This is a genomic window from Dactylosporangium sp. NPDC049742 (assembly GCF_040674675.1).
Taxonomy (GTDB): domain Bacteria; phylum Actinomycetota; class Actinomycetes; order Mycobacteriales; family Micromonosporaceae; genus Dactylosporangium; species Dactylosporangium maewongense.
Map to the genome: position 1 here is coordinate 152,169 of NZ_JBFANF010000004.1, position 14,061 is coordinate 166,229.

Consider the following 14,061-nt stretch of genomic DNA (forward strand, 5'->3'; position numbering starts at 1 on the left):
AATGTGAACTGGACCTTCCGCTCGGGTGGCGGCGACCCTGAGTACATGGAGCTTGAAGGGATCTTCGTGCCGCTCGTGACGCCGTTCGCCGCTGACGGGTCGGTGGACCTCGCGGCGGTCGCCGGGCTGGCCCGGCAGGTGCTCGACGACGGGGCCGCGGGGCTGGTCGCGCTGGGCACCACCGGGGAGCCGGCGACGCTGACCGGAGCCGAGCGGGCCGCGGTCGTGGCCACCTGCCGGGACGTTTCCGCGGTGTACGGCACGCCGCTGCTCGTCGGGGTCGGTGACAGCTCGACGGCGGCGACGGCGGAGGCGGTCCGGCACGTGCGCGGGGACGCCGCCATGGTGGTGGTGCCGCCGTACACCCGTCCGGGTGCGGCCGGTGTGCTCGCCCATCTGCGGGCCGTCGCCGCCGCGTCGCCGCTGCCGGTCGTGGTGTACCACGTGCCGTACCGGACGGGACAGCCCCTGGACGTCGACACCCTGCTCGCGATCGCGGCGATTCCGGGCGTGGCCGGCATGAAGCTGTCCGACGGCCCGGTCAGCGGCGACACGGTGACGCTGCTCGGCGCGCTGCCGGCCGGGTTCGCGGTGCTCGGCGGCGACGACACGGTGATCGGCCCGCTGCTCGCCATCGGCGCCGCCGGCGGGATCCTCGCGTCCGCGCACGTGGCGACGGACCGGTTCGTGGCCCTCGCGCGGGCGTGGCGGGAGGGGGACGTCGCCACCGCCCGGCGGCTCGGGTCCGCCCTCGCCGCACTGTCCGCGGCGCTGTTCGCGGAGCCGAACCCGGCCGTAATCAAGGCAGTGCTGCACGCCGCCGGCCGGATCCCCACCCCGGACGTCCGGCTGCCGCTGCTGCCCGCGTCCCGGGCCGCGCTGACGAACGCCGAGGCCGCTTTCGCGGCGCTCCAGCACATACCGGACGGTTCGACCAGCTCGCCACGGTGGCACGTTCGGGGGATTCCAGGCGGCGGGACAGGCCGTACCGTCGATGTCGTCACCAAGCGTTAGCAATTGAAGGGGATCTCCCATGAGCGACTTCGACACCGGCGCCGACACGGACTTCGGCCACATCGAGGCTGGCCAGGACCACGAGTCGCTGAACCAGCTGCACCAGGTCGACGCGAGCGACAACAACTACGACTCGCAGTTCGGCGTCTTCGAGCAGGACCACGCGTCCGCCGAGTCCACCAGCTTCGACCAGGGCCACCACGTGTCGTACACCGACCCGAGCGGCGCGCAGTACGAGGAGTCGGACTTCACCTCCTACGACCACTCCGCCGCCGAGACGGACCACGTGTTCGCCGCCGAGGGCTCCGAGTCGGCGTCCTCGAGCGAGTTCCACGAGCTCGACGCCCTGCAGGCGCGCCTCGACTCGTCGTTCGCCTCCGCCACGGAGCTGCACACCGACGGTGGCGGCCAGCTGGGCGTTGCCTCCAACTGAGCACCACCTGGCACCGACTGAGCACCACCCGGCGCCGGTCAGCCCCGCAGCTGACCGGCGCCGGTGTCTGTCCAAGTCACGACGGCGGCACAGTGGCGGTGCTTACAACCACCCGGCGCCGATTGGACCGCGCCGCCGCTCTGGTACCGGCCTAGCGTCGGGTGCATGGAAATCCTTCGGTACAGCGCGTTCACCACGGACCCCAAGGGCGGCAACCCGGCCGGGGTGGTGCTCGACGCCGCCGGACTCGACGACGCCGCGATGCAGGCCATCGCCACCGACGTCGGATACTCCGAGACCGCGTTCCTGTTCCACGAGGACGGGCGCGTCCGGGTGCGTTACTTCAGCCCGCTGGCCGAGGTGCCGTTCTGCGGGCACGCGACGATCGCGACCGCCGCCGCGTACGCGGAACGCTTCGGGCTCGGGCCGCTGCGCTTCGAGTCCCGGGTCGGCGCGATCGAGGTGGAGACGCGGGTCGGCGTGGACGGGCTGACCGCGACGCTGCGCAGCGTGCCGCCGCACACCACACCCATGGCCGACGCGACGGTGCGGGAGCTGCTCGCCGCGCTGCGCTGGGACGCCGCCGACCTCGACCCGGCGCTGCCGGTGCGGGTGGCGTACGCGGGAGCCAGCCACCCGATCGTCGCGGCCGGCACCCGGCAGCGGCTCGCCGACCTCGACTACGACGTGCCCGCGCTCACCGCGCTCATGGCGCGGCACGACTGGACCACGGTCGACCTGGTGTGGCGGGAGTCGGCGACGGTGTTCCACGCCCGCAACCCGTTCCCGCCCGGCGGCGTGTACGAGGACCCGGCGACCGGCGCCGCGGCGGCCGCGCTCGGTGGCTACCTGCGCGAGCTGGGCCTGGTCGAGGTGCCGGCCACGCTGCGGGTGCACCAGGGCGACGACATGGGCCGGCCGAGCCTGGTCACCGTCGAGCTGGCCGCCGACCCCGGCAGTGGCGTCGCGGTCACCGGCACCGCGGTGCCGATCGACTGACGAAAGCAGCGTTGGCCGGTGTACCGCGGGGAGGGCTGATCCACCGCGGCCATCGGCCAACGCTCTACGATCCGAGGCAGGCGGCGCCTCTGCGGCTCAGCAGCTGGACGCGAACCCGATCACGGCGACCGAGTTGCACGACACGTTGATCGGCATCTGGACGGTGGTCGAGGACTGGTTGCCGTTGAAGAACCCGGCGTTGTAGCCCGTGGTCCAGTCGCCGTTGCTGTTGTAGGCGTACGCCCCGCCGCCACCACCGTTACCACCGTTGGAGTTGCCGTACGAGTTGCCGTTGCCGTACGAGCTGTTGTGGTAGGAGTTGCTGTTCGCGGAGTGCCGCTTGTGCTTCTTCTTGTGGCTGGTGGCGTTCGCGTTGGCATTGCCGTTGCCGTTGTGGCTGTGGTAGCCGTTCGAGCTGCCGGCGCCGCTGTAGCTGCCGCCGCTGCCGTTGACGGCGTAGGCGCCGCCGTCACAGTTGGCGTTCGCGAAGCCGACGATCGCCACTGCGTTGCCGCAGATGTTCACCGGAACCTGGACCGTGGTCGAGGACTGGTTGCCGTTGAAGATACCGACGTTGGGGCCGCTGTCCCAGTCGGCGTGTGCGGCGGTGCCGGTGAGCGCGAGGCCACCCAAGGACAGCGCGGCGATCTGCACCGACCGGATGAGCCAGCGATTCATGATGACGACCTTTCGACGAGTGATCGACGGTGAACGTCCGTCGCGACCCCCACTTAACCCGAAATGCGAGTCCTGGACGGATATTTCGCGAAAAACAGTCACGCAATGCACCCGCAAGGTTACGTAATGTAGTCGCCATCGGCGTGGCGTCTTGGCGTCAGCGACACTTGCCGATCTCCGCCACACTGGGCACCATGCCCGCCGCTCGCACGGCAGCACGTCTGGTCGCCCGTACCGCCGCCGCCACGGTCACCGCCGCGCTCGTCGCCGGCTCGCTCGCCGCGTGCACCCCCGCGGACGAGCCGCTCCTCGCCGTCGGCCGCGACACCGACGGCCGCCCGGTCGCCCACCTGTACCTGTGCGGCGACAGGCACGCGGCCCACAACGCCACCCTCTACCTCAACCCGTGGCCGCCACCGACGCCGAGCGCCGCCACACCGAGCGGCACCGCCACGCCGAGCGCCGCCGTGACGGCATCCAGTGGGTCCGGCAGGGTCGCGATGGGCGACCTCTGGTCGATCTGGAACAGCACCGGCATCGGCAACCTGTGGGCCATCCCCATGGGCACCACCCCGGACGGCTGGCGCGACGAGTTCGACCCGCCCCGCCCGCTCGCGCTCACCGCCACGGGCCGCTACGTCCTCGGGACATGGACCGGCGCGCCACAGCCCAGGCCGGTCTTCTTCACCCTCGCGGACCTGGACAGGCTCAAGGACGGCGAGGTCTGGGGCTACCCCGGCCGCCGGGGCGACGCGCAGGTCATCACCCTGAAGGCGTTCCGCGACAAGGCCGCCGACTCCTGCTGAACGCGGCCCCGGTCAGGGGACGATCACGACACCCCCGCGGACGCCGCCCCGGGCCAGCCGCTCGTGGGCGGCCGCCGCGTCGGCGAAGCGGTACACGCCGGCGACCCGCAGCGGGATGTCGCCGCCGGCGACGAGCGCCGCCAGCTCGCCGAGCCGGGTGCCGTCCGGCTGGACCTCCAGCGCGAAGGTCCGGATGCCCCGCACCGGCTCCGGGCGGAGCGGGGGCGACGCGGCCACGTAGCCGCCGCCGTCGCGGACGAGGTCCAGCAGCGAGGGGCCGATCACCGCGAGATCGACGACCGCGTCGAACGGCCCGGCCGGGTTCTCGGAGCGCGGGACGAACGTCGCGCCGAGCGACTCGACGAACTCCCGGTCGGCGGCGCCGGCGAGTCCGGTGGCGTGCAGGCCGGTCGCCCGGGCCAGCGCCAGGACGAACCCGCCGACCTGCCCGGCGGCGCCGGTGACGAGCACGGTCGAGCCCGCCGGGAGCGCGAGCAGGTCGAGGGCCTGGGCGGCGGCGAGGCCGTTCGTCGGCAGGGTCGCCGCCTCGGTGGCGGGGACGCCGGCGGGCGCCGGGGCCAGCCAGGCGGCGTCGAGCAGGATGTACTCCGCGTGGGCACCGGCCGTCGTCTGCAGCCACGGCGAGAAGCCGAGGACCTCGGCACCGACGGCGAGCCGCGAGACGGACGGGCCGAGCGCGTCGACGGTGCCCGCCACGTCCCAGCCGGGCGTGTACGGCAGCCCGGTCGGCAGCGGCGCCGGGAACCGGCCGGAGCGGATCATCAGGTCGACCGGGTGCAGCACCGACGCGGCGACCCGCACCCGGACCTGTCCCGGCCCGGGCTCGGGCACCGGCACCTCGGCGACGTGCAGGACCTCCGGCCCTCCGAACTCTGCATAGCTGACAGCGCGCATCGCCGTCTCCTCCAAGAAGTGCGGTGAAGTGATCACCACGACTGTATGGAGCAGCGGGCACCATCGGTAAGTAGGTACCGTGAAGTGCCTGAGGCACCGGAGGAGGACACCATGGCGACGACGAGCGCGGCCCAGCGCCGCGAACAGGCCAAACGTGACTACGACGCGTTCCTGGCGGGCTGCCCGACCCGAGAGCTGCTGAGCAGGCTCACCGACAAGTGGGTCGCGCTGGTGATCCCGGCGCTCGCCGGCGGCCCGCAGCGGCACGGCGAGCTCGCCCACCGCATCGCCGGCGTCAGCCAGAAGATGCTCACCCAGACCCTGCGCACCCTGGAGCGCGACGGGCTGGTCACCCGCACCGTCACCCCATCGATCCCGCCCCGCGTCGACTACGAGCTCACCCCGCTCGGCCACGAGCTGTTCCCGGTCATGGTCTCGATCAAGGACTGGGCGGAGACGCACATGGACCGCGTCTTCGAGGCCCGCGCCCAGTTCGACGCGCGTCCCTGAGACACAGGCGCTCAGTCGTGGGTGGCTCAGTGTCGGCGGCGCCACAGGTACAGCAGCGGCAACGACACCAGGAGCACCGCGCCGACGATGAGGGCGGTGGTCTCGTAGCGGTGCAGGAAGGCGCGGACGCGGTCGAGGTTGCCGCCGGCGAAGGCGCCGACCGAGACCCACAGCGCGGTCCACAGCGCGCCGCCGATCGCGTCGCGGATGGTGTACTGGCGCCAGGGCAGCGCGATCGCGCCGGCGATGAGGCCGTTGGTCTGGCGCAGGCCGTCGATGAACCGGGCGACGACCACGATGTTGCGGCCGCGGCGGGCGAAGAAGTCCTCGGCGCGGCTCAGCCGCCGCTCGGTCAGCCCGACCCGCCGGCCCCACCGCAGGATCACCGGGCGGCCGGCCCGGCGGCCGAGCCAGAAGCCGAGGTTGTCGCCGGCGACCGCGGCGGTGAAGGTGATGACGACGACCAGCGGCAGGCTCATCGAGCCGTGCCCGGCGAGCACCGCGGCCGCCACGACCACACTCACCGCCGGCGTGGGGATGCCGATCCCCTCCAGCAGCACGAGCAGGGCGAGGGCGGGATAGCCGTAGCGCTGCAGTACCTCCACGGGACAATGAGATCATGTCGAGTTGGTACGAGTCACACATCGACCGGCAGATCCGCGAGGCACAGGAGCAGGGGCAGTTCGACAACCTGCCGGGTGCCGGGAAGCCGCTGCCGGACCACGGCGAGCTCTACGACGAGGACTGGTGGATCAAGGATCTCGCCAGGCGCGAGGGGCTGCCCGGCGGGGTGCCGCCGACGCTGCGGCTGCGGCGTGAGGTCGAGGACCTGCCGGAGCGGCTGCCGTCCCTGCGCACCGAGGAGCGGGTCCGCGCGGTCGTCGAGGACCTCAACAAGCGCATCGAGCAGGCCCGACGCGGGCTGATGGACGGTCCGGCGACGATCCTGCCCGCGCTGGACGTGGAGGCGGTGCTTGCCGACTGGCGAGCCGGTTAGGGCACGCCCGTTGACACGGTGGCGTGGCGGCGCTTACGTTTTCCCCGCGACTGTTAGTCAATCTGCCTATTAGTTGGAGGAGGCAGCAAATGCCGCTCGGGGGCTCCTCCAAGCTGCTCAAGGCGCTCAACGAGGCGGCCGCGCTCGGCCACCTCCTCGACCACGGGCAGCTCACCCGGGCCGAGCTGCGCGCCCTGACCGGCCTGTCCAAGCCGACGATCTCCGAGGCGATCCGCCGCCTCGCCGACGCCGACCTGGTCGTCGGCGCCGGGCACGAGACCGGCCGCCCCGGCCCCAACGCGGAGGTGTACGCGGTCAACCCGGACGCCGCCTACGCCGTCGCCATGTCGGTGCGCGACGACGCACCGTCGCTGACCGCGTCGCTGCACGACCTGCGCGGCGCCCAGCGGGCCAGGCTGGCCGTCCCGGTCGACTTCGCCCGCACCGACCCGGCCACCGCGGTCACCGACACCGTCGACGCGCTGTGCGCGGCGGCCGGCGTCGCCCGCGGCCCGGTGGCGCACGTGCAGCTGGCCGTCGCCGGCGCGTTCGACCCGCGGGACCGGGTCATCCACCACGTGGACGTCCCGGGCTGGAGCCGGCGCGGGCTCGTCGACGACCTGGCCGCGGCGGCCGGCGTACCGGTGGAGGTGGACAACGACGTCAACCTCGCCGCGCTCGCCGAACGCGCCCACGGCGCCGCACGGGGCCTGCCGGACGGCGACGGGTTCGTGCTGCTGTGGCTCGGCCAGACCGGTCTCGGTCTGGCGATCGACCTCGGCGGCGGCACGCTGCTGCGCGGCGCCCGCGGCGGCGCCGGCGAGATCGGCTACATGCCGGTCGCCGCCGACGGCGCCCGGGACTTCCACGACCTGGTCAGCGGCGACGCGGTCCGGGAGCTGGCCGCCGAGCGCGGGCTGCGGATCACCGACACGGCGCTGCTGCGGGAGCTCGCCGGCCGGGTCGTGATCGGGCTCGCCGCGGTCGTCGCGGTGCTCGACCCGCAGCTCGTGGTGCTCGGCGGCGAGATCGGCCGGGCCGGCGGGGCAGCACTCGGCGAGGCGGTCGCGAAGGCGATGTCGCGGGCGGCGCCGCTGTCGACCGACATCGCCGTGAGCACCGTCGAGGATGACGCTCCCCTGCTCGGCGCCGCGGACGCCGCCCTGTCCGCGGTGCGCCGCAGGCTGATCGAGAGCCTGCGTACGCCCGGAACGTAACGGGCCCACGAACCGCGGACGCCGGCCGATCTGGCGGCATCGACCGGCGTCCGCGCGCTTCACACACCATCCCCCATGCAAGTGACGTTGGTCAATGCCCTTGTTGACCGGCTGCTTCCGCACGCCCACCCCCAGGAGGAATTCCGTGCGTCGCATCGTCTCTCTGCTCGCTGCCGTGGCGCTGCTCGCCACCGCCTGCACCCCAGGCCCGAAGGACAAACCGATCGCCGACCCCGGCGCCGACGTCTCCGGCACCGTGGAGTTCTGGCACTTCTTCACCGACCGCGAGGCCGCCGCCATCGACGGCGTCGTCGCCGACTTCCAGGCGTCCCACCCGAAGATCAAGGTCGTGGTCAAGTCCGGGCAGGACGACTCGAAGATGACCCAGGCCATCGGCGGCGGGCAGGGCCCCGACGTCGGCCTGTCCTACTCCACCGACATCGTCGGGCAGTTCTGCTCCAGCGGCGCCTGGCTGGACCTCGGCCAGTACCTCGCCCGCGACAAGGTGTCCCTCGACGGCTTCCCGCAGACCGTCAAGGAGTACACGCAGTACAAGGGCAAACGCTGCGCCATGCCGGTCCTCGCCGACGCGTACGGCCTCTACTACAACAAGAAGCTCTTCACCGAGGCCGGGATCGCCGGCCCGCCGAAGACCCTCGAGGAGTTCGCCGACGCGGCGAAGAAGCTCACCAAGCGCTCCGCCGACGGCACCATCCAGGTCGCCGGTTTCCTGCCGCTGTGGGGCTTCTACGAGAACGCCCCGTCGCACCTCGGGCCGATGGTCGGCGGGCAGTGGCTCAAGGGCGACGGCAGCTCCGCGATCGGCGGCGACCCCGCCTGGCAGACGCTGCTGAAGTGGCAGAAGGAGCTCGTCGACTGGTTCGGCTACGACAAGCTCGAGGCCTTCCGCGCCTCCCTCGGCGACGAGTACTCCGACGCGAACGCCTTCCAGAAGGGCCAGGTCGCGATGAACTTCGACGGTGAGTACCGCATCGCGTTCGCCAAGGACCAGGCGCCCGACCTGCAGTTCGGGGTCGCGCCGATGCCGACGTCGAGCCCCGACCGCTACGGCGCCGGCTACGTCACCGGCAACGTGATCGGCATCTCCCGCACCGCGAAGAACCCCGAGGCGGCGTGGGAGTTCATCAAGTACCTCACCACCGACACCAAGACGATCGTCAAGCTCGCCAACAGCCTCAAGAACATCCCGTCCACGAAGGAGGCGCTCGCCTCGCCGGACCTGCACCTGGACGCGGAGTTCAAGACGTTCGTCGACATCTTCAACCACCCGAAGACCAGCACCACCCCGCCGTCGTCGGCCGGCCCCGCCTACCAGGAGACGTTCCAGACCTTCTGCGACACCTGGCAGAGCGGCGGCGCCGCCGACCTCGGCAAGGGACTGTCCGACGTGGACAAGCAGGTCGACTCGCTGCTGAAGCTCGGCGGCTGACCGTGCCCTACAAGCTCCGCCACGCGCTGACCGTCGCCTCGTTCATGGCGCCGGCGACGGTCGGCATCGTGGTCTTCTTCCTCTACCCGCTGCTGAGCGCCGTCTACTTCTCGTTCACGAAGTTCGACCTGCTCAGCACGCCGGAATGGGTCGGGCTGCGCAACTACCGGCACCTGTTCGACGACCCGTTCCTCACCCGCGCCGCGCAGAACACGCTGTGGCTGTGCGCGATCCTCGTGCCGGCCCGGATGCTCGGCGGGCTCGCCACCGCGATGCTGCTCACCACCGTCAGGCGCGGCGCCGGGATCGTGCGCACCATCTTCTACCTGCCGGCGCTCGCCCCGCCGGTCGCGGCCACCCTCGCGTTCGTCTACCTGCTCAAACCCGGCGTCGGCCCGGTCAACACCGCCCTGGCGCACATCGGGATCGACGGGCCGCTGTGGTTCAACTCCCCCGAGTGGTCCAAGCCGTCGCTGGTCCTGCTCGGCCTGTGGGGCGTCGGCGACGTCATGGTCCTGTACCTGGCGGCGCTGCTGGACGTGCCGCAGGCGCAGCTGGAGGCGGCGCAGATCGACGGCGCGAACGCGTGGCAGCGCTTCCGGCACGTGACGCTGCCCAACATCTCCCCCGTCGTCGTGTTCACCGCCGTCATCGGCGTCATCACCACGCTGCAGTACTTCGCGCAGGCCGCCGTCGCCGCGTCCGCCGCCAGCGGGCAGGCCACCACCGGCGCCGGGATCTCCTCCACGTTCGGCTACCCGGAGGGGTCCACGTTCACGTACCCGCTGTGGCTGTACGTCGTCGGCTTCCGCTACGGCGCCCTCGGCTACGCCAACGCGATGGCCGTCGTGCTGTTCCTCGTCGCGTTCGCCGTCTCGCTGCTGATCCTGCGCCGATCCCTGAAGGCCACATGAACCGCCCGCTGCCGACCCTGCGCCGAACCCTGAAGGTGACATGAACCGCTGGTTGTTGTGGACGGCCAGGCACAGCATCACGATCGCGCTGTGCGTCATGTTCGTCGCGCCCGTGCTCTTCCTGCTGCTGACCTCGCTGATGACCGACTCGCAGGCGCTGACCTCGTCGTACTGGCCGCGCGAGTGGCGCTTCGCGAACTACGCCGACGTCTTCAGCCGGACACCGATGCCGCGGTACCTGCTGAACACCGTCATCTACTCGGTGGCCGCGACCACGTTCATGCTGCTGGCCAGCGTCCCGGCCGCGTACGCCCTGGCGAAGCTGCGCTGGCGGGGACAGGGCGCGTTCCTCGTCGTCATCGTCTGCATGATGATGATCCCGCCGCAGGTGACGACCGTGCCGCTGTACCTGATGTGGGCGAATTGGAACCTCACCGGCACGCTGTGGCCGCTGGTGCTGCCGATGCTGCTCGGCGACGCGTTCTCCATCTTCCTGCTGCGGCAGTTCCTGCTCACCATCCCGGGCGACTACCTCGACGCCGCCCGGGTCGACGGGTGCGGCGAATGGCGGACCCTGCTGCGGATCGTGCTGCCGATGGCCCGGCCCGGGATCGCAGCCGCCGCGCTCTTCCAGTTCTTCTACGCCTGGAACGACTACTACGGCCCGCTGCTCTACACGAGCGAGAACGAACACAACTGGACGCTGTCGCTGGGCCTGGCGTCCTTCAAGACCCTGCATCATGTGCAGTGGAACCTCGTCAGCGCCGCGACCATCCTCACGATGGTGCCGGTCGTGGTGCTGTTCTTCTTCGCCCAGCGCGCGTTCGTGCAGGGTGTCACGCTGACAGGAGTCAAAGGTTGAAAATCGCCGTCGTCGGGGGTGGCTCCACGTACACCCCGGAGCTCATCGACGGGTTCGCGCGGCTGGCGCCGTTCGCCTCGGAGATCGTCCTGCTGGACCCGCACGCGGAGCGCCTCGAGGTCGTGGGCGCGTTCGCCCGGCGGCTCATGGCCGCCCACGGGCACCCGGGGACGCTGCGGTGGACGTCCGACGTCGACGACGCCCTCGCCGGCGCGGCGACCGTGGTCATCCAGCTGCGGGTCGGCGGGCAGGCGGCCCGGATCAGCGACGAGACGTTCCCGCTCGCCTGCGACTGCGTCGGGCAGGAGACGACCGGCGCCGGCGGCCTCGCGAAGGCGCTGCGCACCGTGCCGGTCGTCCTGGACATCGCCCGGCGGGCCGACCCGGGCGCGTGGATCGTCAACTTCACCAACCCGGTCGGGATCGTGACGCGGGCGCTGCTCGACCACGGGTTCAAGGCCGCCGGGCTGTGCAACGTGGCGATCGGCTTCCAGCGCCGCTTCGCCGCGCAGTTCGGCGTCGACCCGTCCGCGGTGGTCCTGGACCACGTCGGGCTCAACCACCTCACGTGGGAACGGGCGGCGTACGTCGACGGCGTCGACCGTCTGCCGGAGCTGCTTTCACGGCATGTTTCGGACATTTCAGCCGATGTCCAGATCCCGGTGGATGTGGTGTCCGCGCTCGGCAACGTGCCCTCGTACTACCTGCGGTACTTCTACTGCCACGACGAAGTGGTCGCGGAGGAGCGCGGGCGGCCGACCCGCGGCGCGAAGGTCGCCGAGATCGAGTCGGAGCTGCTGCGCATGTACGCCGACCCCACGCTGACGGAGAAGCCCGCGCTGCTCGGCCAGCGCGGCGGCGCGTTCTACTCCGAGGCGGCCGTCGGGCTCATCGCCTCCCTGCAGCACGACGACGGCGGCATCCACGCCGTCAACGTCCGCAACGGCGGCACCATGCCGTTCCTGCCCGACGACGCCGTCATCGAGGTCACCTGCCGGGTCGGCGCCGCCGGAGCCACCCCGCTGCCGGCGCCGCCGCTCGCCCCGCACCTGCGCGGCCTGGTCTCGGCGGTCAGCGCCTACGAGGAGCTCGCCGTCGACGCCGCGGTGCACGGCGGGCGGGACCGCGTCTACCAGGCGCTGCTCGCCCACCCGCTCGTCGGCCAGCACCAGCAGGCCACCAGGCTCACCGACGACCTGCTCGCCGCCAACCGCGAGCACCTCGCGTGGCTGTCGTGACCGCACAACTGTTCGCCGCGGCCGACGGCGGCAACTCCAAGACCGACGTCGTCCTCGGCGACTCCGACGGCCGGATCCTCGCCCGCGTCGCCGGCCCGACCACGTCGCCGCACAACATCGGGCTGCCCGCCTGCCTGAAGCTGCTCGGCGACCTGGTCGGCCAGGCGCGGGCCGCCGCGGCCGTGCCCGCGGACCTGCGGCTCAGCCGGCTGCAGGTGTACCTCGCCGGCGCCGACCTGCCCATCGAGGTCGAGCGGCTCAACGAGGGCGTCGCCGCCCTGGGGCTCGCCGACGCGGTCACCGTCGACAACGACCTGTTCGCCCTGCTGCGCGCCGGTACCGCGGCCGCCGACGCGGTCGGTGTCGTCTGCGGTGCCGGGATCAACGCCGTGGGCCGCGCCCGCGACGGGCGGACGTCGCGCTTCCCGGCGCTCGGGCAGCTGTCCGGCGACTGGGGCGGCGGGCAGCACCTCGCCGCGCTCGCCCTCTACCACGCGGTGCGCGGCGAGGACGGCCGCGGACCCGCCACCGCGCTCACCGGCGCGGTCACCAGCGTGTACGGGCTGCCGACCGCGGAGGACGTCAGCGTCGCCCTGCACCTGGGCGACCTGCCGGCGGCGCGGCTGGACGAGCTGAGCGAGGTGCTGTTCGCCGTGGCCGCCGGCGGCGACGCGGTCGCCGGCCGGGTCGTGACGCGGCTCGCCGCGGAGATCGAGGCCCTCGTGAAGGTCGCCGCCGGCCGGCTGTCGCTGCTGGACACCGCGTACACCGTCGTGCTCGGCGGCGGCGTGCTGACCGCCCGCCACCCGCAGCTGCACGGCGACATCCTGGCGCGGCTCGCCGCGCTGTCGCCGCGCGCGACGGTGACGGTGCTGTCCTCCCTGCCGGTCGCGGGCGCGGCGCTGCTCGCCCTGGACGAACTGCACGGCGGCCACGTCCCCGCAACCGTGGAGGCCGCCGTCCGGCAGGGCCTCTGACCGTTCAGGGTCTGCCACTATCGTGTCCCGCGAAACGGGGGAACGAACATGCGGGCCTGGACAAGGATCGTGACACTGGTACTGATAGCGGGCGCGGTCGTGGCGGTGGCATGGGTGCTGAGCGCCCCGTCCACGACCCGGACCCCGATCGGTGCCGCCGTGCCCGACGAGCACGGCCTGCGGGTGAGCCTGACGTTCTCCAGCTGCGAGGAGCTGGACCGCATCGACGTCGCCGAGGGCTCCCGGCAGGTCCGGCTGACCGCGTACCTGCGCGGCCGAGGCAGCTGCGGGCAGGACCCGATGACCACGCAGACGGTGCCGGTGCCGCTGAAGACGCCGCTGCGGGACCGCGAGGTCGTGGACGGCGCGACCGGCCGGCGCCTAACCCTGTAGCCCGGGATCGCCCCGCCGATGGGGATGTGAGGTCAGGCACAAAACTGGCCGATCGGTCAGGTTCTGACCGATCGGTCAGGCATGCTGACCGTCGGAGGTGACCCCCATGGCCCGCAGCAAGACCCGCGACGAGATCCTGGCCGCTGCCACGCGCCAGTTCGCCGAGTCCGGCTACAAGGGCACGTCACTGCAGGACATCGCGGCAGAGGTCGGCTGCTCCAAGGCCACGCTGCTGTACCACTTCGACGGCAAGGACGCGATCCTCACCGAGCTGTGCGCGCCGGCCATCGCCGAGCTCGCCGACCTGGACGCCCGGGTCGCCGCCGCGACCACGCCCGCCCTGGCCCGCGAACTCGCGATCGAGGGCTTCGTCGACCTCGCGATGCGGTACCGCAAGGAGATCCAGGTCATCTACGGCGACCTGCCGGCCCTGCTGCAACAGCCCGCGCTGCGACCCGTACACGAGCTGACGGAACAGCTCGTCGTCACCCTCGCCGGCGGGTCCGCCGCGCCCACCGCGCTGCTCGCCGCGAAGTTCGTGCTCGCCGGGCTGCCGGCGGTGGTCTTCGCGTGCACCGAATACGACGACGCGACCCTGCGGGCGGCGCTCATCGCCACCGCCGCGCGGGTGCTGGAACCCCTCACCTAACCGACAGGA

At 72.1% G+C, this 14,061-nt stretch carries 17 protein-coding genes; 14 read left to right on the forward strand and 3 right to left on the reverse strand.

What is annotated here, in order from left to right:
• Nucleotides 1-45: 45 nt before the first annotated feature.
• The 3 genes from AB0J72_RS07625 to AB0J72_RS07635 all read left to right on the forward strand — a co-directional run bounded on the left by AB0J72_RS07625 (nucleotide 46) and on the right by AB0J72_RS07635 (nucleotide 2,446).
• Nucleotides 46-1,014, forward strand: coding sequence for a dihydrodipicolinate synthase family protein (locus tag AB0J72_RS07625; protein ID WP_363395713.1), 969 nt, complete (start codon nucleotides 46-48; stop codon nucleotides 1,012-1,014).
• Between the two features lie 19 nt (nucleotides 1,015-1,033).
• Nucleotides 1,034-1,447: a hypothetical protein gene (locus AB0J72_RS07630; protein WP_363395716.1), complete on the forward strand. Its 414-nt coding sequence runs from the start codon at nucleotides 1,034-1,036 to the stop codon at nucleotides 1,445-1,447.
• A 165-nt stretch (nucleotides 1,448-1,612) separates the two neighbouring features.
• Nucleotides 1,613-2,446, forward strand: a complete 834-nt coding sequence (locus AB0J72_RS07635) for a PhzF family phenazine biosynthesis isomerase (protein ID WP_363395719.1) — start codon at nucleotides 1,613-1,615, stop codon at nucleotides 2,444-2,446.
• A 96-nt stretch (nucleotides 2,447-2,542) separates the two neighbouring features.
• On the opposite strand, the gene AB0J72_RS07640 is transcribed toward AB0J72_RS07635, so the two are convergent.
• Nucleotides 2,543-3,124 (reverse strand): chaplin family protein, encoded by a 582-nt coding sequence (locus AB0J72_RS07640; RefSeq protein WP_363395722.1) that lies wholly within the window; start codon nucleotides 3,122-3,124, stop codon nucleotides 2,543-2,545.
• Nucleotides 3,125-3,318: 194 nt separating this feature from the next.
• Between AB0J72_RS07640 and AB0J72_RS07645 the strand changes: the two genes are divergently transcribed.
• Nucleotides 3,319-3,930, forward strand: coding sequence for a hypothetical protein (locus AB0J72_RS07645; RefSeq protein ID WP_363395725.1), 612 nt, complete (start codon nucleotides 3,319-3,321; stop codon nucleotides 3,928-3,930).
• Nucleotides 3,931-3,942: 12 nt separating this feature from the next.
• On the opposite strand, the gene AB0J72_RS07650 is transcribed toward AB0J72_RS07645, so the two are convergent.
• Nucleotides 3,943-4,845 (reverse strand): NADP-dependent oxidoreductase, encoded by a 903-nt coding sequence (locus tag AB0J72_RS07650; RefSeq protein ID WP_363395728.1) that lies wholly within the window; start codon nucleotides 4,843-4,845, stop codon nucleotides 3,943-3,945.
• Nucleotides 4,846-4,956: 111 nt separating this feature from the next.
• On the opposite strand from AB0J72_RS07650, the gene AB0J72_RS07655 reads away from it, so the two are divergent.
• Nucleotides 4,957-5,355, forward strand: a complete 399-nt coding sequence (locus tag AB0J72_RS07655; RefSeq protein WP_363395731.1) for a helix-turn-helix domain-containing protein — start codon at nucleotides 4,957-4,959, stop codon at nucleotides 5,353-5,355.
• 26 nt (nucleotides 5,356-5,381) lie between these two features.
• Here the strand turns inward: AB0J72_RS07655 and AB0J72_RS07660 are convergent, their stop codons facing one another.
• The gene (locus AB0J72_RS07660) at nucleotides 5,382-5,960 is read right to left on the reverse strand and encodes a DedA family protein (protein ID WP_363395734.1); all 579 of its coding nucleotides are present in this window, start codon (nucleotides 5,958-5,960) and stop codon (nucleotides 5,382-5,384) included.
• 14 nt (nucleotides 5,961-5,974) lie between these two features.
• Here AB0J72_RS07660 and AB0J72_RS07665 point away from each other — a divergent pair, with 14 nt between their 5' ends.
• The 9 genes from AB0J72_RS07665 (at nucleotide 5,975) to AB0J72_RS07705 (ending at nucleotide 14,052) form a co-directional block, all read left to right on the forward strand.
• Nucleotides 5,975-6,352 carry a DUF1992 domain-containing protein gene (locus AB0J72_RS07665; RefSeq protein WP_363395737.1) on the forward strand — a complete coding sequence of 126 codons (378 nt, stop codon included), beginning with the start codon at nucleotides 5,975-5,977 and terminating at the stop codon, nucleotides 6,350-6,352.
• A gap of 89 nt (nucleotides 6,353-6,441) precedes the next feature.
• Nucleotides 6,442-7,569, forward strand: a complete 1,128-nt coding sequence (locus AB0J72_RS07670; RefSeq protein ID WP_363395740.1) for an ROK family transcriptional regulator — start codon at nucleotides 6,442-6,444, stop codon at nucleotides 7,567-7,569.
• Nucleotides 7,570-7,714: 145 nt separating this feature from the next.
• The gene (locus AB0J72_RS07675) at nucleotides 7,715-9,019 is read left to right on the forward strand and encodes an ABC transporter substrate-binding protein (RefSeq protein ID WP_363395743.1); all 1,305 of its coding nucleotides are present in this window, start codon (nucleotides 7,715-7,717) and stop codon (nucleotides 9,017-9,019) included.
• Nucleotides 9,020-9,021: 2 nt separating this feature from the next.
• Nucleotides 9,022-9,933, forward strand: coding sequence for a sugar ABC transporter permease (locus AB0J72_RS07680; RefSeq protein ID WP_363395746.1), 912 nt, complete (start codon nucleotides 9,022-9,024; stop codon nucleotides 9,931-9,933).
• Between the two features lie 40 nt (nucleotides 9,934-9,973).
• Nucleotides 9,974-10,795 carry a carbohydrate ABC transporter permease gene (locus AB0J72_RS07685; protein WP_354890547.1) on the forward strand — a complete coding sequence of 274 codons (822 nt, stop codon included), beginning with the start codon at nucleotides 9,974-9,976 and terminating at the stop codon, nucleotides 10,793-10,795.
• A complete protein-coding gene (locus AB0J72_RS07690) occupies nucleotides 10,792-12,033 on the forward strand; it encodes a 6-phospho-beta-glucosidase (RefSeq protein WP_363395750.1) in 1,242 nt (413 codons plus the stop codon). The genes AB0J72_RS07685 and AB0J72_RS07690 overlap by 4 nt, the downstream gene beginning before the upstream one ends.
• A complete protein-coding gene (locus AB0J72_RS07695) occupies nucleotides 12,030-13,010 on the forward strand; it encodes a BadF/BadG/BcrA/BcrD ATPase family protein (RefSeq protein ID WP_363395753.1) in 981 nt (326 codons plus the stop codon). Before AB0J72_RS07690 ends, AB0J72_RS07695 begins: the two co-directional genes overlap by 4 nt.
• 69 nt (nucleotides 13,011-13,079) lie before the next feature.
• Entirely contained in the window at nucleotides 13,080-13,403 is a 324-nt protein-coding gene (locus tag AB0J72_RS07700; protein ID WP_363395756.1) for a hypothetical protein, read from the forward strand.
• A 106-nt stretch (nucleotides 13,404-13,509) separates the two neighbouring features.
• Nucleotides 13,510-14,052, forward strand: coding sequence for a helix-turn-helix domain-containing protein (locus tag AB0J72_RS07705; RefSeq protein ID WP_363395759.1), 543 nt, complete (start codon nucleotides 13,510-13,512; stop codon nucleotides 14,050-14,052).
• Nucleotides 14,053-14,061 lie beyond the last annotated feature (9 nt).